The 21,491-nt window shown below is 49.8% G+C and carries 22 protein-coding genes and 4 tRNA genes; 25 read left to right on the forward strand and 1 reads right to left on the reverse strand.

Annotated features, from left to right (window positions below):
- A complete protein-coding gene (dnaA, locus tag QL223_RS24335) occupies window positions 1-1,386 on the reverse strand; it encodes a chromosomal replication initiator protein DnaA (protein WP_002540782.1) in 1,386 nt (461 codons plus the stop codon).
- 550 nt (window positions 1,387-1,936) lie between these two features.
- Between dnaA and rpmH the strand changes: the two genes are divergently transcribed.
- From rpmH to QL223_RS24460, 25 genes are all read left to right on the forward strand, one after another.
- Window positions 1,937-2,071 carry a 50S ribosomal protein L34 gene (gene rpmH / locus QL223_RS24340; RefSeq protein WP_002540783.1) on the forward strand — a complete coding sequence of 45 codons (135 nt, stop codon included), beginning with the start codon at window positions 1,937-1,939 and terminating at the stop codon, window positions 2,069-2,071.
- 13 nt (window positions 2,072-2,084) lie between these two features.
- A complete protein-coding gene (gene rnpA, locus QL223_RS24345; protein WP_039850324.1) occupies window positions 2,085-2,444 on the forward strand; it encodes a ribonuclease P protein component in 360 nt (119 codons plus the stop codon).
- The gene (gene yidD / locus QL223_RS24350) at window positions 2,408-2,668 is read left to right on the forward strand and encodes a membrane protein insertion efficiency factor YidD (RefSeq protein ID WP_082111347.1); all 261 of its coding nucleotides are present in this window, start codon (window positions 2,408-2,410) and stop codon (window positions 2,666-2,668) included. The genes rnpA and yidD overlap by 37 nt, the downstream gene beginning before the upstream one ends.
- A gap of 2 nt (window positions 2,669-2,670) precedes the next feature.
- Window positions 2,671-4,290: a membrane protein insertase YidC gene (gene yidC, locus QL223_RS24355; protein ID WP_281546210.1), complete on the forward strand. Its 1,620-nt coding sequence runs from the start codon at window positions 2,671-2,673 to the stop codon at window positions 4,288-4,290.
- 120 nt (window positions 4,291-4,410) lie between these two features.
- A complete protein-coding gene (mnmE, locus tag QL223_RS24360; protein ID WP_281546211.1) occupies window positions 4,411-5,775 on the forward strand; it encodes a tRNA uridine-5-carboxymethylaminomethyl(34) synthesis GTPase MnmE in 1,365 nt (454 codons plus the stop codon).
- Window positions 5,776-5,866: 91 nt separating this feature from the next.
- On the forward strand, window positions 5,867-6,994 hold the full coding sequence (locus tag QL223_RS24365; protein ID WP_281546212.1) for a GGDEF domain-containing protein: 1,128 nt from the start codon (window positions 5,867-5,869) through the stop codon (window positions 6,992-6,994).
- A 65-nt stretch (window positions 6,995-7,059) separates the two neighbouring features.
- Window positions 7,060-7,506 carry an FMN-binding protein MioC gene (gene mioC / locus QL223_RS24370; protein ID WP_281546213.1) on the forward strand — a complete coding sequence of 149 codons (447 nt, stop codon included), beginning with the start codon at window positions 7,060-7,062 and terminating at the stop codon, window positions 7,504-7,506.
- A gap of 418 nt (window positions 7,507-7,924) precedes the next feature.
- Entirely contained in the window at window positions 7,925-9,814 is a 1,890-nt protein-coding gene (mnmG, locus tag QL223_RS24375; RefSeq protein WP_281546214.1) for a tRNA uridine-5-carboxymethylaminomethyl(34) synthesis enzyme MnmG, read from the forward strand.
- Between the two features lie 45 nt (window positions 9,815-9,859).
- Window positions 9,860-10,435 (forward strand): 16S rRNA (guanine(527)-N(7))-methyltransferase RsmG, encoded by a 576-nt coding sequence (rsmG, locus tag QL223_RS24380; RefSeq protein ID WP_281546218.1) that lies wholly within the window; start codon window positions 9,860-9,862, stop codon window positions 10,433-10,435.
- Window positions 10,436-10,457: 22 nt separating this feature from the next.
- A complete protein-coding gene (locus QL223_RS24385) occupies window positions 10,458-11,252 on the forward strand; it encodes a ParA family protein (RefSeq protein WP_046303093.1) in 795 nt (264 codons plus the stop codon).
- A gap of 10 nt (window positions 11,253-11,262) precedes the next feature.
- The gene (locus tag QL223_RS24390) at window positions 11,263-12,156 is read left to right on the forward strand and encodes a ParB/RepB/Spo0J family partition protein (RefSeq protein ID WP_165018182.1); all 894 of its coding nucleotides are present in this window, start codon (window positions 11,263-11,265) and stop codon (window positions 12,154-12,156) included.
- 179 nt (window positions 12,157-12,335) lie between these two features.
- Window positions 12,336-12,725, forward strand: a complete 390-nt coding sequence (locus QL223_RS24395) for a F0F1 ATP synthase subunit I (RefSeq protein ID WP_046303095.1) — start codon at window positions 12,336-12,338, stop codon at window positions 12,723-12,725.
- 8 nt (window positions 12,726-12,733) lie between these two features.
- Window positions 12,734-13,537, forward strand: coding sequence for a F0F1 ATP synthase subunit A (gene atpB / locus QL223_RS24400; protein WP_002540796.1), 804 nt, complete (start codon window positions 12,734-12,736; stop codon window positions 13,535-13,537).
- A 74-nt stretch (window positions 13,538-13,611) separates the two neighbouring features.
- The gene (gene atpE / locus QL223_RS24405) at window positions 13,612-13,866 is read left to right on the forward strand and encodes a F0F1 ATP synthase subunit C (protein WP_002540812.1); all 255 of its coding nucleotides are present in this window, start codon (window positions 13,612-13,614) and stop codon (window positions 13,864-13,866) included.
- 49 nt (window positions 13,867-13,915) lie between these two features.
- Window positions 13,916-14,386 (forward strand): F0F1 ATP synthase subunit B, encoded by a 471-nt coding sequence (gene atpF / locus QL223_RS24410; protein WP_062712229.1) that lies wholly within the window; start codon window positions 13,916-13,918, stop codon window positions 14,384-14,386.
- Window positions 14,387-14,401: 15 nt separating this feature from the next.
- Window positions 14,402-14,935: a F0F1 ATP synthase subunit delta gene (atpH, locus tag QL223_RS24415; RefSeq protein WP_002540814.1), complete on the forward strand. Its 534-nt coding sequence runs from the start codon at window positions 14,402-14,404 to the stop codon at window positions 14,933-14,935.
- A 16-nt stretch (window positions 14,936-14,951) separates the two neighbouring features.
- Entirely contained in the window at window positions 14,952-16,493 is a 1,542-nt protein-coding gene (atpA, locus tag QL223_RS24420; RefSeq protein ID WP_046303096.1) for a F0F1 ATP synthase subunit alpha, read from the forward strand.
- Window positions 16,494-16,538: 45 nt separating this feature from the next.
- Window positions 16,539-17,405: a F0F1 ATP synthase subunit gamma gene (gene atpG / locus QL223_RS24425; RefSeq protein ID WP_281546215.1), complete on the forward strand. Its 867-nt coding sequence runs from the start codon at window positions 16,539-16,541 to the stop codon at window positions 17,403-17,405.
- 35 nt (window positions 17,406-17,440) lie between these two features.
- Entirely contained in the window at window positions 17,441-18,844 is a 1,404-nt protein-coding gene (gene atpD / locus QL223_RS24430; RefSeq protein ID WP_281546216.1) for a F0F1 ATP synthase subunit beta, read from the forward strand.
- 18 nt (window positions 18,845-18,862) lie between these two features.
- A complete protein-coding gene (locus QL223_RS24435) occupies window positions 18,863-19,285 on the forward strand; it encodes a F0F1 ATP synthase subunit epsilon (protein ID WP_002540819.1) in 423 nt (140 codons plus the stop codon).
- Between the two features lie 330 nt (window positions 19,286-19,615).
- On the forward strand, window positions 19,616-20,977 hold the full coding sequence (gene glmU, locus QL223_RS24440) for a bifunctional UDP-N-acetylglucosamine diphosphorylase/glucosamine-1-phosphate N-acetyltransferase GlmU (protein ID WP_002540820.1): 1,362 nt from the start codon (window positions 19,616-19,618) through the stop codon (window positions 20,975-20,977).
- 125 nt (window positions 20,978-21,102) lie between these two features.
- A tRNA-Gln gene (locus QL223_RS24445) sits at window positions 21,103-21,177 on the forward strand.
- A 5-nt stretch (window positions 21,178-21,182) separates the two neighbouring features.
- Window positions 21,183-21,259: transfer RNA gene (locus tag QL223_RS24450), tRNA-Arg, on the forward strand.
- A gap of 38 nt (window positions 21,260-21,297) precedes the next feature.
- Window positions 21,298-21,382: transfer RNA gene (locus QL223_RS24455), tRNA-Leu, on the forward strand.
- A gap of 36 nt (window positions 21,383-21,418) precedes the next feature.
- Window positions 21,419-21,490, forward strand: a tRNA-Gln gene (locus QL223_RS24460).
- Window position 21,491 lies beyond the last annotated feature (1 nt).

A 21,491-nucleotide genomic window follows, 5' to 3' on the forward strand; every position in this document is an offset into this window, starting at 1 on the left:
TTAAGACGACAAAGTCCGGATCAGGTTGGAATAATCTTCTTTTATATCGTGGCTCTCTTCGCGCAGCTGTTCAATCTTTCGGCATGCGTGAAGTACCGTAGTATGATCGCGGCCACCAAATGCGTCGCCAATCTCCGGCAAACTGTGGTTGGTCAACTCTTTTGACAGTGCCATCGCCACCTGGCGTGGACGTGCCACAGAGCGGCTGCGACGTTTCGACAATAGGTCCGCCATTTTAATTTTGTAGTACTCGGCGACGGTTTTCTGGATGTTGTCGATGGTGACCAGTTTTTCCTGGAGCGCCAGCAAATCACGCAGAGCTTCACGGACAAAATCGATGGTGATAGCACGGCCGGTGAAGTTAGCATTCGCTATCACGCGGTTCAGTGCCCCTTCAAGCTCACGAACATTTGAGCGCAGACGTTTAGCGATAAAGAACGCTACTTCGTCTGGCAGGCGAATATTATGGTCTTCCGCCTTTTTCATCAAAATCGCCACGCGGGTTTCAAGCTCTGGTGGCTCGATAGCAACGGTCAAACCCCAGCCAAAACGGGATTTCAGACGATCTTCCACACCGCTGATCTCTTTTGGATAACGGTCAGAGGTGAGGATGATTTGTTGGTTACCTTCCAAGAGCGCATTAAAAGTATGGAAAAACTCTTCCTGTGAGCGCTCTTTGTTAGCGAAGAATTGGATGTCATCGATAAGCAGCGCATCAACACTGCGGTAGTAGCGCTTAAACTCTTCAATCTGGTTGTTCTGCAGCGCTTTAACCATGTCCTGAACAAAACGTTCAGAGTGCATATACACCACGCGCGCATCGGTTTTACGATCAGAAATCGCATTACCCACAGCATGCAACAAGTGGGTTTTACCCAAACCTGTGCCGCCGTAAAGGAAAAGTGGGTTGTATGCAGCGCCTGGGTTATCTGCCACCTGACGAGCTGCAGCCAAAGCGAGTTGGTTCGACTTACCTTCAACGAAGTTAGTGAACTTGTGCTTGGGATTCACGTTAGAGCGGTGATTCACATCTGATTGCACAGGAGAAGGTGCAGGTTCCCAGGTACGACCAACAGGTTTAGCGGCGGGCGCAACAGGAGCTGGAGCTGCAGGCTGGCTTGGCGGCGCCACCGGGGCAACCGGCTTACTGCCAACTTCAAAGCGCAGCACAGGCAAGTCGTTACCGCAAAATTCATTCAGTAATTGGTTGATACTATTTAGGTATTTGTCGCGAACCCAATCCAATACAAAACGGTTTGGCGCGAACAAAGTCAGGGTATTGTCATTTAACTCCGCCTGAAGCGGTCGAACCCACATGCTGAATTCTGTTGCAGGAAGGTCCTCTTGAAGGCGCTGAAGGCACTGCAACCAAAGCGAAGATGACACGTCTGACTCCACACTTATTTATTAATGAAAAGGGAACTAAGTTTATACTTGTACGAGGAGGATCGCTAGCGAAGAGATCCCTTTTGCAGTGAATAAGATCTAAGTTATACACACAGATCGCACATTTAGTTTGCAGATCGGCACAGCCAACACCCCACTTACTCACAAAATTATCCTATTTTGGCTCCAAAATCCGATGATCCGATCACAGCGTTGACTCCCCCACTCCGCAAAATGTCACGGATGATCGATGTTCTTAAAAAATTCATACTGATCAAATTTACACACCCTATACTGGGTTATCCTTGAAGATCGCACATGAAATGAACAAGGAAATGTGGATAAGATCGGCAAAGGATCCTTGCGCTTGACAGGTGACCACGTATAATTGCGCGCCCTGAGAGAATCGGATTGAAACCACCTGTGGTTTTAACATTGACTATAAGTCAGTCAGTGATTACAATCCGCCCTCTTTGTTGAGAGGCGTCGGACTTTTGTCCCACGTCGGGTTAACAAACCTAAAAACTGATCAGTAATTAAGGTAGAAACCATGAAACGCACTTTTCAACCTTCAGTTCTAAAGCGTAAGCGCACTCACGGTTTCCGTGCGCGCATGGCAACTAAGAACGGTCGTAAGGTTATCGCCGCTCGCCGTGCGAAAGGCCGTAGCAAGCTTTCAAAATAATCCTTAGCGATTTGTGAATAAGCTAGCTTTTTCTCGGGAGTTACGTCTGTTAACTCCCGAACATTTCAACTTCGTCTTCCAGCAACCTCACCGCGCTGGCTCTCCACACTTAACCATTCTTGCTCGAAACAACAAACTTGGACGCCCACGTCTAGGCCAAGCTGTTCCAAAAAAACAAATCAAACTTGCCGTTGATAGAAATCGCTTTAAACGTCTGGTACGTGAAAGTTTTCGTCTCAACCAGCACTCGCTGATGGCAAAAGATTATGTTGTGATAGCAAAGAAAAGTGCAAATGAGCTCAGTAACGAAGAACTGAGTCAGCTGCTTGATAAGTTATGGCAACGTTTGTCTCGACCGCCGCGAAAAAAATAGTCACTGGACTGTTTCGCGGATATCAACTCTTCATCAGCCCACTTCTGGGGCCCCGATGTCGCTTCACGCCGACATGCTCCCAATACGCCATAGAAGCGGTCAACCGTCACGGTGTGATAAAAGGGTGTTGGTTCGCCAGCAAACGTTTATTAAAATGCCACCCTCTTAATCATGGTGGGTACGATCCTGTACCCCCGCGTCATCCTAAAAATCGAGACAATTAACAATGGATTCTCAACGCAATATCCTGTTGATTGCCCTAATGTTTGTATCCTTCATGTTGTATCTCAACTGGACGGAAGCAACCAACCCTCAACCACAGGGCCAGGGCGTAACACAGCAAGCACAACACAGTGGTGATGTACCTGCCAGCTCAGATGCGTCTCAGCCTCTGACGCAGGACGCAGTTTCAAACAAGCTGATCACCATCAAAAGTGACGTGCTGACTTTGACCGTTGACACACAAGGCGGTGACATTCTTCGCGCTGAACTGAACAACTATGACGCGGAGTTCGACTCTGTCGACAAGTTCGTGATGCTCAAAAACCAGCCTGACCACGTATTCGTTGCTCAAAGCGGCCTGATTGGCCCTGATGGTATCGATACCCTGGATGGCCGTGCACAGTTCTCTGCAAACGGCACCGACTTTGTTATGGCTGATGGCCAGGACGAGTTGCGTGTTCCTCTGACGCTGGTGAAAGACGGCATTACCTTCACCAAAACCTTTGTACTGAAACGCGACAACTACGCGGTTGACGTTGACTACACGGTAGACAACCAAAGCGGCAAAGCAGCGACAGTACAAATGTATGCGCAGCTGAAGCAAAACCTGCTGGATGACGGCGGAAGCCTGACCATGCCTACCTACCGCGGTGGTGTGTACTCGGCTGACGATGCGAAATACGAGAAATACAGCTTTGACGATATGAAGGACAGAAACCTGAACCTGACTATCGCCAATCAAGGTTGGGCAGGCATGATGCAACACTACTTCGTTGCAGCCTGGATCCCACATTCAGAAGGTGAAGCGAACCTGTATACCCGTACCAGCAATGGCCAGGGCTTTATCGGTGTACGTTACCCAACCACTACAGTTGCAGCAGGTTCAACGGCACAACTGGACGCGACCCTGTGGGTAGGTCCTAAGCTTCAGGACAAAATGGCTGAAGTGGCACCTAACCTGAACCTGACTGTCGACTACGGCTGGTTGTGGTTTATCGCGAGCCCGTTGCACTGGTTGCTATCAACCATTCACGGTTTCGTGGGTAACTGGGGTGTGGCAATCATCATCCTGACCTTCATCGTTCGTGGTGTGATGTACCCGCTGACCAAAGCGCAGTACACCTCGATGGCGAAAATGCGCATGCTGCAGCCAAAACTGGCAGAAATGCGTGAGCGTATTGGCGATGACCGCCAGCGCATGAGCCAGGAAATGATGGAGCTGTATAAGAAAGAGAAAGTGAACCCGCTGGGCGGCTGTTTACCTCTGCTTCTACAAATGCCTATCTTCATCGCACTTTACTGGGCGTTGATGGAATCAGTAGAACTGCGCCACGCGCCGTTCATGCTGTGGATTCAAGACTTGTCTGCACCGGATCCATACTACGTGCTGCCACTGCTGATGGGTGCTTCTATGTTCCTCATCCAGAAGATGAGCCCAAGCACCATCACGGATCCAATGCAGCAGAAGATCATGAACTTCATGCCAGTGATGTTCACCGTGTTCTTCCTGTGGTTCCCGGCCGGTCTGGTACTGTACTGGTTGGTGTCGAACATTGTGACCCTTATCCAGCAGACCATGATTTACCGTGCGCTGGAGAAAAAAGGCCTTCACAGCCGCACTTAATCGCACTGAATACTGACAAGGCGGCCAACTGGCCGCCTTTCTTCTTTCTGAAGACGCGACAGGCGGTCAGGTAAAATTGGTATACACTAAGCAACGTTTTCAAACCGCAGGTAAAGTTTCATGACTCATTCAGACACCATTGTTGCTCAGGCAACACCACCGGGACGCGGTGGTGTGGGCATCATCCGCGTATCAGGCCCTAAAGCCAAAGAAGTTGCCCTGGCGGTAACTGGACGTGAACTTCCGGTGCGACGCGCTGAATACCTGCCGTTTAACGATGAACAGGGCAACGCACTTGATCAGGGGATTGCCCTGTACTTCCAGGCGCCGAATTCATTCACCGGTGAAGATGTGCTGGAACTGCAAGGTCATGGTGGCCCGGTTATCATGGATATGCTGATCAAGCGCATTGTGGATATCGACGGTGTTCGCACTGCCCGTCCGGGCGAGTTTTCCGAACGCGCCTTTTTGAATGACAAACTCGATCTGGCGCAGGCAGAAGCGATTGCCGATTTGATTGATGCCAGCTCAGAACAAGCGGCCAAAAGCGCGCTGCAAAGCCTTCAGGGGGCGTTTTCGGGCAAAGTTAATACGCTGGTGGAAGCGCTGATCCATCTGCGCATATACGTGGAAGCGGCGATAGATTTCCCGGACGAGGAAATCAATTTTCTCTCTGATGGCAAAGTCGCCGCCGATCTCGACAACATCATCAACTCGCTGGATGACGTGCGTAAAACTGCCAACCAAGGCGCTATCATGCGTGAAGGCATGAAAGTGGTGATCGCCGGCCGTCCGAATGCGGGGAAATCCAGCCTGCTCAATGCCCTTTCCGGCAAAGAAAGCGCCATTGTGACCGACATTGCCGGCACCACCCGTGATGTGCTCCGTGAGCATATTCACATTGATGGCATGCCGCTGCACATCATCGACACAGCAGGCTTACGTGATGCTTCCGACGAAGTGGAACGTATCGGTATTGAACGTGCCTGGGATGAAATCGCTCAGGCAGACCGCGTGCTCTTTATGGTGGATGGCACCACTACTGATGCGACATCACCGGAAGAAATCTGGCCGGAGTTTATCGACCGCCTTCCAGAAAATATCGGTATGACGGTTATCCGCAACAAGGCAGACATGACAGGTGAAACCCTGGGAATCTGCCATGCCAGTCAGCCTACCCTTATTCGTTTAAGCGCGAAGACAGGGGCAGGTGTTGATGCCCTGCGTGAGCACCTGAAAGCCTGTATGGGCTTCTCTGGCGCGACAGAGGGTGGCTTTATGGCCCGTCGCCGCCACTTGGAAGCACTGGATGCAGCCGCCCGACACCTCGATATCGGGAAAGAGCAGCTTGAGGGTTACATGGCCGGAGAGATCCTCGCTGAAGAGCTCCGCATTGCCCAGCAGCATCTTTCTGAGATCACCGGTGAATTCAGCTCAGACGATCTGCTTGGCCGGATCTTCAGCTCCTTCTGTATCGGTAAATAAATACATTGCCGCCTTCGGGCGGCTTGTTTCCCGCCTAAATGTCCCGCTTTTGCTACACTTGAAAACATCTTTCATAGATTCAGCCAAAGCGATGATCAACAGCCTCAACCCCATTCTTAATCTGGGGATAACACGCTGCGACAAGCTCCATGTGCATCACCTCCGAATGGTGAATTTGCTCACCTGTCTGTGTGCGAGTGGTACCTTGTTGTTCTCAGCACTTTTCTGGTTCGCCTTTGGTAGTGCTACCGCAGCCCTTTTGAACGGCCTGTTTGCCATACTGTACCTGGTCGCTTTTCTGCTGACCCGGGAAGGTGTTTTGTGGATGGCTAAGTATTGGATATTCATTACTTTCTTCCTCCAACAACTCTTCCTCCCTCTGTTTGTGTTGTCCGCCAACTTTGAAACTGAACTGCTGTTGCTGGTGGTTCCCACCGCTGTTGTTCTGGTGTTTGATCCAAACGAACGCCTGCCCCGCTATGGGTTGTCACTTATCGCCATTTTTCTGCTTTTTCTGGCTAAAACGGTTCCGTCAGCCGATCCTGTGCTGGCACTCACGGACACCAATGCACGGGCAGCATACCTGTGTGTCATCCTGATTCTGGTGCTTGCATCAGTCGCATTGACCGATTTCTATATGGTGGATCTTCACAGCATTGATGAATCTTCCCGAAAACTGGTTCACGAGGATCTTTTAACTGAAACCTCTAACAGCCAAAGTCTCTATAACCAGGCCGATGAACTTTTCTTTCAAGCGCAACGGCGCGGGGAGCCGCTGTCGGTCGTCGCTATAAACCTCGATGACTTCCGGCAAATCAACGAAATGCACGGAAGACAAACAGGTGATCAAGTGCTTATCCATGTTGCAGAACTTCTGCGCGAACAACTCCCGCCAGCCACGCCTATTGGCCGTTTGTACGCCGACAACTTCGCGATCTTATTGAGGAATACACCTTCAAGTGACGCAATGCGTGTGGCCGAACAACTGAAACTGGCCATTGGACGCAGTGTGGTTCTGCTGGATAACACCGCGGTTAAACGCACTGCAAGCCTGGGAGTAACCACATCAAATGATGGCTGCCTTGCTGGTTTTCAGCTGATAGATACGGCAATTCATGCTGTTGCCAATGCCAAAAAGCGAGGCAAGAACAAGATACAAACCTTATCACCCAAAGGGTTTAATGCCCTTTACCGAAGTGAGCACTACCAGCCCAACTGACTTGACGCAGCAGTGACCGTCACTCAATACTAACGGCCATTGATAAACCGTTAGAGAACAATCTTATGAGTGAACTAACCCTGATCACCGGCAGTACATTGGGCGGCGCAGAGTACGTGGGCGATCACCTCTCTGATCTTCTGGAACAAGAAGGCATCACAGTGAATGTGATCAATGAAGCAGAGCCTGATGACGTCGCGAATGCCTCCAGCCTTCTCCTTATCACATCAACCCATGGTGCCGGAGACTATCCGGATAACCTCGCGCCAGCGATGGAAGCCCTGAAAAACACGACACCTGATTTGAGCGCACTGAAGTATGCCGTGATCGCAATCGGCGACTCCAGTTACGACACGTTTTGTGGCGCAGGTATTCAGGCAGATGAACTATTGAAAAGCCTGGGAGCGCAGTCTCTGGCCCCCAGATTAGAGATTGATATTCTTGAGCAGCCTTTGCCTGAAGAAGCGGCTGAAGCATGGTTATCCCAGCACAAATCGGTATTTTGTGAATAAAATGACGCGTCGACCATAAAAACTTTATTCAAAAGTGTGACCTTTGCTTTGTGGATAACTATAGATCTAAACGGTGATCAACCTATAGTTATCCAAATAACAACTTTCCTCTCTTTCCCCACCTGTTGATAACATGCCATTTTGATCCCAAGAAGTACCAGAATAGATCCAAGCAAACACACAGAAAACGATCTTCCCTAAACGCATGATCATGTTGATCATTTATTAGTTATCCACAAAGATCGTCTTCCCTAATAAGAGATCAAAATAAAGATCTATATAAAGATCTTTATATATTTTAAGAGACACACCCTCGATCAAAGATCACACTTTTGGTTCTCTCCGTTTCTGAAAAGCGGTAGAATGATCCTCTTTTGCTCAACCAACCGATCAACACATTCCTTATTGAGGTCACACCATGTTTTACCAGGATAACTTTGATGTCATCGTTGTTGGTGGTGGTCATGCAGGTACGGAAGCCGCACTGGCCGCTGCACGTATGGGTCAGCAAACCCTTCTGCTGACACATAACATCGATACATTGGGGCAAATGTCATGTAACCCTGCCATTGGCGGGATCGGAAAAGGACATCTGGTGAAAGAAGTCGACGCACTAGGCGGCCTGATGGCGCGTGCGATTGACAAAGGTGGTATTCAGTTCCGTACCCTGAATGCATCGAAAGGCCCTGCTGTCCGTGCTACCCGAGCACAGGCTGACCGTGCGCTGTACAAAGCGGCGGTACGTGAGGCATTGGAAAACCAGCCAAATCTGATGTTGTTCCAACAAGCAGTGAATGACCTGATCGTTGAACAGGATCAAGTCATTGGCGTTGTGACCGAAATGGGCCTGAAATTCCGTGCCCGATCGGTGGTGTTGACCGTAGGTACGTTCCTCGGCGGAAAAATCCACATTGGTCTTGAGAATTATTCCGGTGGCCGTGCCGGCGATCCCCCTTCGATCGCGCTGGCTGATCGCCTCCGTGAACTGCCGTTTCGCGTTGACCGCCTGAAAACAGGAACACCACCTCGTATTGATGCACGCACTGTCGATTTCAGTGTGATGCAAACCCAGCATGGTGACGATCCACGTCCTGTGTTTTCTTTCATGGGGGATGTGTCTGAGCATCCACGTCAGGTGCCGTGTTACATCACTTACACCAATGAGAAAACCCATGATGTGATCCGTAATAATCTGGATCGCAGCCCGATGTATGCAGGTGTGATTGAAGGTATTGGTCCGCGTTACTGCCCGTCTATCGAAGACAAGGTGATGCGCTTTGCGGACAAAGATAAACACCAGATTTTCGTTGAGCCAGAAGGCTTGACGACCAACGAACTCTACCCGAATGGGATCTCCACCAGCCTGCCATTTGATGTGCAGATGGGGATCATCAGCTCGATCAAAGGTTTCGAGAACGCACGCGTGATCCGCCCAGGTTATGCGATCGAGTATGATTTCTTCGATCCGCGCGATCTGAAGCAAACCTTTGAAACTAAATTTATCAAAGGCTTATTCTTCGCTGGTCAAATTAACGGCACCACAGGCTATGAAGAAGCGGCAGCACAAGGCTTGCTCGCAGGCACAAACGCAGCATTGTTTGCTCAGGACAAAGAGGGCTGGTGTCCTCGTCGCGATCAAGCTTACATGGGCGTGTTGATTGACGATTTGTCGACCATGGGTACCAAAGAACCGTACCGTATGTTCACTTCCCGCGCTGAATACCGCTTATTGCTTCGTGAAGACAACGCGGATATGCGTTTGACTGAAACCGGTCGCGAACTCGGTTTGGTGGACGATGAGCGTTGGGCCCGTTTCAACCAGAAACTGGAAAACATGGAACAAGAAGCACAGCGTCTTCGCAGTGCCTGGATCCACCCGACTTCAGAGCATGCTGAAGCATTGAACGCGATCCTGAAAACGCCGCTGTCCCGTGAGGCAAACGGCGAAGAACTATTGCGTCGTCCGGAAGTGACGTACAACGATCTGGTGAAAATTCCTACATTCTCGCCAGCGCACGAAGACATTCAAGCGTCTGAGCAGGTAGAAATTCAGGTCAAGTACGCAGGTTATATCGACCGCCAGAAAGACGAGATTGAAAAATCTATCCGCCACGAAAATACCCATTTGCCGATCGAGCTGGATTATTCCCAAATCAAAGGCTTGTCGAACGAGGTGGTGGCGAAACTGAAAGACAGCCGTCCAGAGACCATTGGCAAGGCGTCACGCATTTCCGGTATCACGCCTGCAGCGATCTCTATCCTGCTGGTGCATCTGAAAAAACAAGGCATGCTGAAAAAAGGGGCCTGAGTTTCTGTGAAACAACGTCTAGCACAACTGATTGAACAGGCAGGAATGAATATCCCTGCTGAGCAACAAGCCCAACTGATTGGCTATGTTGAAATGCTCCACAAGTGGAACAAAGCGTACAACCTGACATCGGTGCGCGATCCAAACGAAATGATCGTCAAACACATCATGGACAGCATCGTGGTGAGTCAGCACCTCGATGGCCAAAGTTACATCGATGTGGGGACGGGGCCTGGATTACCGGGGATCCCGCTTGCAATCATCAACCCGGAAAAAACCTTCACGCTGCTCGACAGTCTGGGTAAGCGCATTCGCTTCATCCGTCAGGTGCTGCATGAGCTGAAAATTACCAATGTCACGGCTGTGCAGAGCCGCGTCGAAGATTTCCAGCCTGAACAGGGATTTGATGGCGTATTAAGCCGAGCCTTTGCGTCCATGAGCGACATGGTGAACTGGTGTCATCACCTCCCTTCACCACAAGGTCAGTTCCTCGCTCTCAAGGGACAAGTGGATCAAGTCGAAATTGACGAACTTCCTGCCGGATGTTCTGTGACAGATATCAAACCTTTGACTGTTCCAGGATTGGAAGGTCAACGTCATCTAGTAATCTTGGCTAGATAGGATTATTAGGCGAGGTCGTCTTGTGGGAAAAGTCATTGCTGTTGCAAACCAAAAGGGAGGCGTTGGTAAAACAACGACCTGTATCAACTTGGCTGCGTCGCTGGCAGCGACTCAGCGTAAGGTATTGGTGATTGACCTAGACCCACAGGGCAACGCAACAATGGCCAGTGGTGTGGATAAATACGATGTTCATGCCACCGCTTACGATTTGTTGGTTGAAGAGACCCCGTTTAACGATGTAGTGGTGACAGAGACCACAGGCGGTTATCACCTGATAGCGGCCAATGGCGATGTCACCGCGGCAGAAATCAAACTCATGGAAGTGTTTGCCCGCGAAGTAAGGCTGCGCAACGCATTAGCCGACATTCGTGAAAACTATGATTTCATCTTCATTGATTGTCCCCCTTCTCTTAACCTTCTTACAATCAATGCCATGACGGCGGCAAATTCCGTACTGGTGCCAATGCAGTGTGAATACTTTGCATTGGAAGGCCTGACCGCACTGATGGATACCATCAGTAAGCTTGCAAGCGTAGTGAACGCTGACTTGCATGTGGAAGGCTTGCTCAGAACCATGTACGATCCGCGAAATCGTCTGGCGACAGAAGTGTCTGAACAGATCAAAAAACACTTTGGAGATAAGGTCTACCGTACTGTTATCCCGCGCAATGTCCGTTTGGCAGAAGCGCCGAGTCACGGCAAACCAGCCATGTACTACGACAAATATTCCAGCGGTGCCAAGTCATATCTGGCATTAGCGGGTGAAATATTGCGACGGGAAGAGCAGGCCAAACAGGCCGTTGCCAACGCGTCTTAAAGGAACGTGAATGAACGCTACCAAACGTGGATTGGGTAAAGGACTCGATGCGCTACTGGCCACCAGTGCCAGAGCACAAGCGCGTGTCGATTTGAACAACGATACCCAGGAAGCCGTGAACAACAGTGAGCTGCAGCATTTGCCATTAACGGCATTGCGTCCCGGTGTGTATCAACCGCGTCAGGATATGGCGCAGGAAGCACTGGAAGAGCTGGCGGAGTCTATCCGCGCACAGGGCGTTATCCAACCTTTGGTCGTGCGTCACCTTGGTGACAATCAGTACGAAATTATCGCTGGTGAGCGCCGTTTCAGAGCGTCAAAAATCGCCGGATTGACCCATGTCCCTTGCTTGGTCCGTGACCTAAATGACAAAGCTGCGAGCGCCATCGCACTGATTGAGAATATCCAGCGTGAAGATCTCAACGCGATGGAAGAGGCAGAAGCACTGGATCGTCTGGTCCACGACTTCTCCCTTACCCACCAACAACTGGCTGAAGCACTGGGCAAATCCCGCACCACCATCAGTAACCTTTTACGATTGAACGGCCTTGAAGCTGGCGTAAAGAAATTGCTGTCTGGACGCCAACTGGAAATGGGTCATGCACGTGCATTATTGGCATTAGAAGGTGACGCTCAGATTGAAGCTGCACTGGTCTCCGTCAACAAGAAACTCACAGTAAGACAGACCGAAGCATTGGTGAAAAAATGCCTGACGCCGGCCGTAGAAAAAACGCCGGAACCTGTGTCACCTGAATTGACTGCTGTGCAGGATAGGTTGACTGATAAATTAGGCACCTCTGTTAGCCTGTCACAAAGTAAAAGTGGCAGTGGTAAATTGGTCATCAGCTTTGATCAAAACGAAAAACTTATGCAAATTCTTGCAATTCTTGGCGAAGAAGTGTGACGTAACGCGTTGGGTTTTTGTTACATATTTTTGCTTACTGTGATCAGGTTACCCTGTTGTAAAATTTAGTCTCCCTTTTTGATGTGATGAGATTGCATTCAAAAGGGCGACCCGTATAATTTTCGCAGTTTTCCCAGCACGACATAGTGCTAAGAGGAAAGGAATCGAGGAACGAATACATGGTATCGACGCTCACGCGACCAGGTCGCAAGCTTGCGAAAAGGTTGCTGCTGTTACAGGCGTGCGTCGTGTTAGCAACGGCAATCTTGATGGTCACCACCATCAATGTCGACTGGGGAATTTCCGCACTCATAGGCGGTGGCATTTTTGTAATTGCCAACGCAGCCTTTGCATTGTGTGCATTCCTCTTTAGTGGAGCGAGAGCTGCAAAGCTCGTTGTAGCATCCTTCTACAGCGGCGAAGTGCTTAAGATTCTACTGACCGTCGCGCTGTTTTCCGTTGTTTACCTGTATGCCGAGGTGGAACTTGTTCCCCTCAAACTGACCTATTTGCTGGTACTTGGAATCAACATCCTTGCACCAGTTTTATTCATTAACAACAACAAATAGGATGAGTTATGGCTGCGCCAGGTGAAGCGCTTACACCCTCCGGTTATATCTCCCACCACTTAACCAACCTGTCTTCGGACAAGCTTGGCTTGGTGGAGGAAGGTAGCTTCTGGTCGGTGCATATTGATAGCCTGTTTTTCTCTATTGCCATCGGTATCGGCTTTCTATGGCTGTTCCGTGCAGTGGCGAAAAAAGCTACAACAGGAGTTCCAGGCAAGCTTCAGTGTTTTGTGGAAATGTTGGTGGAGTTCGTTGATGAAAACGTTCGCGAAACCTTCCATGGAAAGAATCCACTGATCGCGCCTTTAGCTCTGACCATATTCGTTTGGATATTCCTGATGAATACGATGGACTTGGTTCCTATCGATTTTATTCCTTATCCAGCGGAACAGCTTGGTATCCCTTATATGAAGGTCGTACCAACAGCTGACGTAAATATCACACTGGCAATGGCGCTGGGCGTGTTCTTCTTGATGATTTACTACAGCATCAAGATCAAAGGCCTAGGTGGCTTTGCAAAAGAGCTGGCTCTTCACCCGTTCAATCACCCTCTCATGATCCCGTTCAACCTGCTGCTTGAAGTGGTATCGCTGCTGGCGAAACCAATCTCTCTCGGCATGCGTCTGTTCGGTAACATGTTCGCAGGTGAAGTGGTATTTATCCTGATTGCGGCTCTTCTGCCGTGGTGGGCGCAATGGTTGGGTTCATTACCGTGGGCAATCTTCCACATTCTGGTTATTACCATCCAAGCGTTCGTCTTTATGATGTTGACCATTGTGTACCTGTCTCAGGCACATGAAGACTCGCATTAATAAAAGATTTTTTAGTAAGCAACTTTGTTCGACCTTCCGGCATATAAGCCGACAACAAGAAACTGGAGATAGTGATGGAAACTTTATTGAGCTTTTCTGCAATTGCCGTTGGCATCATTGTAGGTCTTGCTTCCCTGGGTACAGCGATCGGCTTCGCACTGCTTGGCGGTAAATTCCTTGAGGGTGCTGCTCGTCAACCAGAGATGGCTCCAATGCTGCAAGTTAAGATGTTCATCATCGCTGGTCTGCTGGATGCGGTTCCAATGATCGGTATCGTAATCGCACTGCTGTTCACCTTCGCAAACCCATTCGTTGGTCAGCTGGGTTAAGTCGCCTGATTATACCTGTAGTTAACTATTGGGAGATGGAGAAGCAGTTATGAATATGAACGCTACTCTTATCGGCCAGGCGATCGCGTTTTCAATGTTTGTGTGGTTCTGCATGAAGTATGTATGGCCACCAATCATGCAAGCGATTGAAGAGCGTCAGAAAAAAATTGCTGACGGTCTTGCGGCGGCTGAGCGTGCCGCGAAAGACCTGGATTTGGCCCAGGCTAATGCTTCTGATCAATTGAAAGAAGCAAAGCGCGCTGCAACTGAGATCATCGATTCGGCGAATAAGCGTAAAGCACAAATTCTTGATGAAGCCCGCGAAGAAGCATCTGCTGAACGCGAAAACATCCTTAACCAAGGAAAGGCTGAACTGGAAGCTGAGCGCAACCGTGCCCGCGATGAACTGCGCAAACAAGTTGCAACTCTGGCCGTAATCGGTGCTGAGAAAATCCTTGAGCGTTCAATCGACGAAAATGCTCATAAAGATATTCTCGATAAAATCACTGCAGAACTTTAAGAAGGAGGGGCAGCTATGTCTGAACTGACTACCATCGCACGCCCCTACGCTAAAGCAGCCTTCGATCTGGCAGTAGAAAAAGGCGAATTGGACCAGTGGTCTGAAATGCTGGCTTTTGCTGCTGAAGTTGCCCGCAATGAAACCATCGCAGACTTTCTCGATGGTTCTTATTCAGCTGAAAAGTTGACTGAGATTTTTCTCTCAGTGTGCGGTGAGCAGCTCAATGAATTCGGCCAGAACCTCGTGAAGGTGATGGCTGAAAACGGACGCTTAAAAGCGTTGCCGGAAGTAACTGTCCAGTTCATGGCATTGCGCCGTGAATTAGAAAAGCAGGTTGACGTTGAGGTCACCTCTGCTGTCGCGCTGGAACAAGCGCAACTGGACGCTATTGAAAGCAAGCTGGAAGCCCGCCTTGAGCGAAAAGTGAAGCTGAACTGTAGTGTAGACGAGACCCTGGTTGCCGGGGTTGTGATTCGAGCTGGAGACTTGATCATCGATAACTCAGTTAGCGGCCGTATGCGCCGTCTGAGCGATGCATTGCAGTCTTGATTTGGGGAATTGGAGCATGCAACTTAATTCCACGGAAATTAGCGATCTGATCAAACAGCGTATTGAAAAATTCAACGTTGTTAGTGAAGCACGCAACGAAGGTACCATCGTGTCAGTCAGCGACGGTATCATTCGCATCCATGGCCTTGCAGATGCTATGCAAGGTGAAATGATTGAACTACCTGGCAACCGTTTCGCACTGGCGCTCAACCTTGAGCGTGATTCTGTAGGTGCGGTTGTTATGGGTCCTTATGCCGACCTTCAGGAAGGCATGAAAGTAACCGGTACTGGTCGTATTCTTGAAGTTCCAGTAGGTCCTGAGCTACTGGGCCGTGTGGTTAACACCCTGGGTGAGCCAATTGACGGTAAAGGTCCTATCAACGCAGCACTGACTTCTCCTGTAGAAGTGATTGCACCTGGCGTAATCGCACGTCAGTCGGTAGACCAGCCAGTACAAACCGGTTACAAAGCAGTTGATGCAATGATCCCAATCGGCCGTGGTCAGCGTGAGCTGGTTATCGGTGACCGTCAGACCGGTAAAACGGCACTGGCAATCGATGCGATCATTAACCAGAAGAACTCTGGTATCTACTCTATCTATGTTGCTATCGGCCAGAAAGCGTCAACCATTGCTAACGTGGTTCGCAAACTGGAAGAGCACGACGCACTGAAAAACACCATCGTTGTTGTTGCATCTGCTTCTGAAGCAGCGGCACTGCAATACCTTGCGCCTTACGCAGGTTGTGCGATGGGTGAATACTTCCGTGACCGTGGTGAAGACGCGCTGATCGTATACGATGATCTGTCTAAGCAAGCAGTTGCTTACCGTCAGATTTCTCTGTTGCTGCGTCGTCCACCAGGCCGTGAAGCATTCCCGGGTGACGTTTTCTACCTCCATTCTCGTCTGCTGGAGCGTGCTGCGCGTGTTAACGCTGATTACGTTGCTAAGTTCACCAATGGTGAAGTGACTGGCAAAACCGGTTCTTTGACCGCGCTGCCAATCATTGAGACCCAAGCGGGTGACGTATCTGCGTTCGTACCAACCAACGTTATCTCGATCACCGACGGTCAGATCTTCTTGCAATCGGAACTGTTTAACGCAGGTATCCGTCCGGCAGTTGACCCAGGTATCTCAGTATCTCGTGTAGGTGGTTCTGCACAGACCAAGATCATCAAGAAGCTGTCTGGTGGTATTCGTACCGCTCTGGCTCAGTACCGTGAACTGGCGGCATTTGCTCAGTTCTCTTCTGACCTGGACGATGCAACCAAGAAGCAGCTTGATCACGGTCAGAAAGTGACTGAACTGATGAAGCAGAAGCAATACGCGCCAATGTCTGTGTTTGAGCAGGGATTGATGATTTTTGCTGCGGAAAAAGGCTACCTGGCAGACGTTGAGCTGACCAAACTGGCTGATTTCGAATCTGCTCTGCTTGCATACGCTAAAGGTACGTTTGCTGAGCTGGTTGCACAGATCGATGAGACTGGCGACTACAACGGTGACATTGAAGCGCAACTGGTTAAGCTGGTTGAAGACTTCAAAGCAACGCAAACCTGGTAATGCGTAGAAGGCCGCTCAGCGGCCTTCTAATAACGGAGAGTAACGATGGCCGGCGCAAAAGAAATTCGTAACAAGATCGGAAGTGTAAAAAGTACACAGAAGATCACCAAAGCGATGGAAATGGTTGCCGCTTCTAAAATGCGTCGTTCGCAAGACGCCATGGAAGCCTCCCGTCCATACGCGACTACTATGCGCAAAGTGATCGGTCATGTCGCACTTGGTAACCTTGAGTATCGCCATCCATATCTGGAAGAGCGTGAAGCCAAGCGCGTCGGTTACATCATCGTATCTTCAGACCGCGGTCTGTGTGGTGGCCTGAACATCAACCTGTTCAAACGTGCCATTACAGATATGCAGGCTTACAGCCAAAAGGGTGTGGAAGTTGAAACCGCACTGATTGGCGCGAAAGCAACTGCATTCTTTAACAGCTACGGCGGCAACGTATCCGCACAAGTTTCTGGTCTGGGTGACAGCCCATCACTGGAAGATTTGATCGGTACCGTCGGTGTGATGCTGAAGAAATATGATGAAGGCCAACTGGATCGCCTGTATCTGGTCTACAACAAGTTTGTAAACACCATGACGCAGGAACCAGTGATCGATCAATTGCTGCCTTTGCCTAAGTCGGAAGACGAAGAAATGCAGCGCAACCATGCTTGGGACTACATCTATGAGCCTGAGCCAAAACCACTGCTGGATACCTTGTTGGTTCGCTATGTTGAATCTCAGGTTTATCAGGGCGTGGTCGAAAACCTCGCCTGTGAACAAGCAGCGCGAATGGTTGCGATGAAGGCTGCAACAGACAATGCAGGGAATCTGATTGATGAACTGCAACTGGTGTATAACAAAGCCCGTCAGGCTGCAATTACCCAAGAGCTGTCGGAGATTGTCTCCGGTGCTGCTGCGGTGTAAGGCAAGGGCCAACGAACTATTTTAGAGGAATAACGATGGCTACAGGTAAGATCGTTCAGATCATCGGTGCGGTAGTCGACGTAGAGTTTCCACAGGAATCTGTGCCACAGGTATATGATGCCCTGAACGTGAAACGTGAAGGCGAGCGTCTGGTGCTGGAAGTTCAGCAGCAGCTAGGTGGTGGTATCGTTCGTACCATCGCAATGGGTTCGTCTGATGGTCTGCGTCGTGGACTGGAAGTAGAAAATACTGGTAGACCGATTGAAGTACCAGTAGGTACTGAGACACTGGGACGTATTATGAACGTTCTGGGTGACTCAATCGATGAGCGTGGCGAAATCGGTGAGAAAGAGCGTTACTCTATCCACCGTGAAGCGCCAAGCTACGAAGACCAATCAAATGCAACCGAACTGCTGGAAACCGGCGTTAAGGTTATCGACCTGGTTTGTCCATTCGCTAAGGGTGGTAAAATCGGTCTGTTTGGTGGTGCAGGTGTAGGTAAGACCGTTAACATGATGGAACTTATCAACAACATCGCACTGCAGCACTCTGGTCTGTCTGTATTCGCAGGTGTTGGTGAGCGTACTCGTGAAGGTAACGACTTCTACTACGAGATGCAGGAAGCGGGCGTTGTAAACGTTGAGAATCCAGCAGAATCGAAAGTAGCAATGGTTTACGGTCAGATGAACGAGCCACCGGGTAACCGTCTGCGCGTTGCACTGACTGGCCTGACAATGGCTGAGAAGTTCCGTGATGAAGGCCGTGATGTACTGCTGTTCATCGATAACATCTATCGTTACACCCTTGCAGGTACCGAAGTATCGGCACTGCTGGGTCGTATGCCATCTGCGGTAGGTTACCAGCCTACACTGGCAGAAGAGATGGGTGTTCTTCAGGAGCGTATCACCTCAACCAAGAGTGGTTCTATCACATCTGTACAGGCGGTATACGTACCTGCGGATGACTTGACTGACCCATCTCCAGCAACCACGTTCGCGCACTTGGATGCGACCGTTGTACTTTCACGTAACATCGCTGCACTGGGTCTGTACCCAGCCATCGACCCACTGGATTCGACGTCACGTCAGCTGGATCCTCTGGTTATCGGTCAAGAGCACTATGATGTTGCACGTGGTGTGCAGTCTGTACTGCAACGCTACAAAGAGCTGAAAGACATCATCGCCATTCTGGGTATGGATGAACTGTCTGAAGACGACAAGCTGGCAGTAGCCCGTGCACGTAAGATTGAGCGTTTCCTGACTCAGCCTTACCACGTAGCAGAAGTCTTCACAGGCCAACCTGGTGTGTATGTTTCGCTGAAAGAAACCATCACAGGCTTCAAAGGTCTGTTGGCTGGTGAGTACGACGATATCCCTGAGCAGGCATTCCTGTACTGTGGCGGTATCGAAGAAGTACTGGAAAAAGCGAAGAACCTGTAATAGCTGGTAGGAGGCGACATGGCAGCGATGACCTTTCACCTGGATGTAGTAAGCGCAGAAAAACAACTGTTTTCTGGCCGTGCCGAAGCAATCCAGGTAACGGGTAGCGAAGGTGAATTGGGTATTTACCCAAGCCACACCCCGCTGCTGACCGCTATCACGCCGGGCATGATCCGCATTACTAAGCAACACGGCCATGAAGAGGTAATTTACCTTTCTGGCGGTATGCTGGAAGTGCAACCAAGCACAGTGACTGTGCTGGCTGATACCGCAATTCGCGGCGTCGACCTGGATCAAGCTAAGGCAGAAGAAGCGAAGCGCCGTGCAGAGGATCGTATCCTCAATAAACATGGCGATATGGACTTTGCTCAGGCGGCCAGTGATCTGGCCAAGGCGATTGCCCAGCTACGAGTTATCGAGCTGACCAAAAAGGCACGCTAAGTACCAGGTATCACCCAAAGACTGAAAGGCGACCGAGAGGTCGCCTTTTTTATACTTGTTTTTCTTGTTTTCCAAGCGCCTAATTTTTCGGTCTTTAAATCTTGGTATAAAAAGATATGTTCAGTTTTTATGAGTTAATTATCAATTAGTTGATGTGAATTTATGTGTGGGTTTTCTTAAGTGATTATCTGCGAGGTATCGCCTGAAAATTGCTACAAGATGACGGAAATTTATGAATTTCTTATAGGTTTGAATCCCGTTTTACAAAGCGAACCGTTACAATAAGCGCCATTATTTGAAGTAGACCCTCAATACCAAGGACAACTCTCCATGAACTTCAGTGCTGTGATTCTGGCTGCGGGCAAGGGAACCCGCATGTACTCCAACCTACCTAAGGTACTGCATACGCTTGCAGGTAAACCTATGGTGAAGCATGTCATCGATACCTGCTCCTCACTAGGGGCAAAAAACCTTCATCTGGTGTACGGCCATGGTGGTGATGCAATGAAAGCAGCACTGGCAGAAGAGTCAGTCAATTGGGTCCTTCAGGCGGAGCAGTTAGGTACAGGCCACGCAGTGAACCAGGCTGCCCCGGAATTTTCGGATGATGAGCAGGTTCTTGTGCTTTACGGCGATGTTCCGCTGATTTCTGAGCAAACCATCGAAAACCTGTTGGATGCACAGCCTGATGGCGGCATTGCATTGCTGACTGTGGTACTGGATAAGCCAGCGGGCTACGGACGTATCATTCGCCGTAATGGTCCTGTGGTGGCGATCGTGGAAGATAAAGATGCCACACAAGAGCAAAAGCTTATCAAAGAAATCAACACTGGTGTGATGGTCGCTACCGGACGTGATCTACGCCGTTGGCTGAATGAAGTAAAAAGCGACAACGCACAAGGCGAATACTACCTCACAGATGTGATTGCGATTGCCCACGATGAAGGTCGTGCAGTTGAAGCGGTTCACCCGGAAAGTGCAATTGAGGTAGAAGGTGTCAACAACCGCATTCAGTTGGCTCGTCTGGAACGCGCTTATCAAGCTGCTCAGGCAGAGAAGCTTCTGGAAAGCGGTGTGATGCTCCGCGACCCTGCGCGTTTTGACCTGCGTGGTCAGCTACAGTGTGGCACTGATGTCGAAATCGATGTGAACGTCGTGATTGAAGGTTCAGTTACTCTGGGTGACAACGTGGTCATCGGTGCGGGCTGTGTACTGAAAGATTGTGAAATTGATGACAACACTGTCGTCCGCCCATACAGCGTGATTGAAGGTGCTTCGGTTGGTGAAGATTGCACCGTGGGCCCGTTTGCGCGCCTGCGTCCTGGCGCTGAGCTGGTGGAAGATGCACATGTAGGTAACTTTGTTGAAGTGAAAAATGCACGTATCGGTAAAGGCTCTAAGGCTAATCATCTGACTTACCTTGGTGATGCTGAAGTCGGTGAGCGTGTGAATATCGGTGCAGGTACTATCACATGTAACTACGATGGTGCCAATAAACACAAGACTGTGATTGAAGATGATGTGTTTGTTGGCTCTGATAGCCAGTTGGTGGCCCCGGTAACTATCAAAAAAGGCGCAACGATTGGTGCAGGTACGACACTGACCAGTAATGTGGAAGAGGGCCAACTCGTAATTACCCGCGCAAAAGCGCGTGCAATTGATGGCTGGAAGAGACCGATTAAGCAGAAATAATACTTGTTATGCACAAAAAAACACCGCAAAAGCGGTGTTTTTTTATTGAAGCGATTAAATCGTCATCAAACGAAAAATAGGGGGTTGACGCTCCTCTGAATCCGCAATATTATACGCGCCTCTGTTGGGGTATCGCCAAGCGGTAAGGCAGCGGCTTTTGATGCCGCCATTCCCTGGTTCGAATCCAGGTACCCCAGCCAACAACGCGTCCGTAGCTCAGCTGGATAGAGTACCTGGCTACGAACCAGGCGGTCGGAGGTTCGAATCCTCCCGGACGCGCCATCTCTTCCTTTCCAGAGGTGAGATGAACAATTAGGTTTGCGGAAGTGGCGAAATTGGTAGACGCACCAGATTTAGGTTCTGGCGCCGCAAGGTGTGAGAGTTCAAGTCTCTCCTTCCGCACCATTATTTAAAGATCATGCTTTCGAGCGTGGTTGCTGTTGGGGTATCGCCAAGCGGTAAGGCAGCGGCTTTTGATGCCGCCATTCCCTGGTTCGAATCCAGGTACCCCAGC

Source organism: Grimontia sp. SpTr1, assembly GCF_947387585.1.
Taxonomy (GTDB): domain Bacteria; phylum Pseudomonadota; class Gammaproteobacteria; order Enterobacterales; family Vibrionaceae; genus Enterovibrio; species Enterovibrio indicus.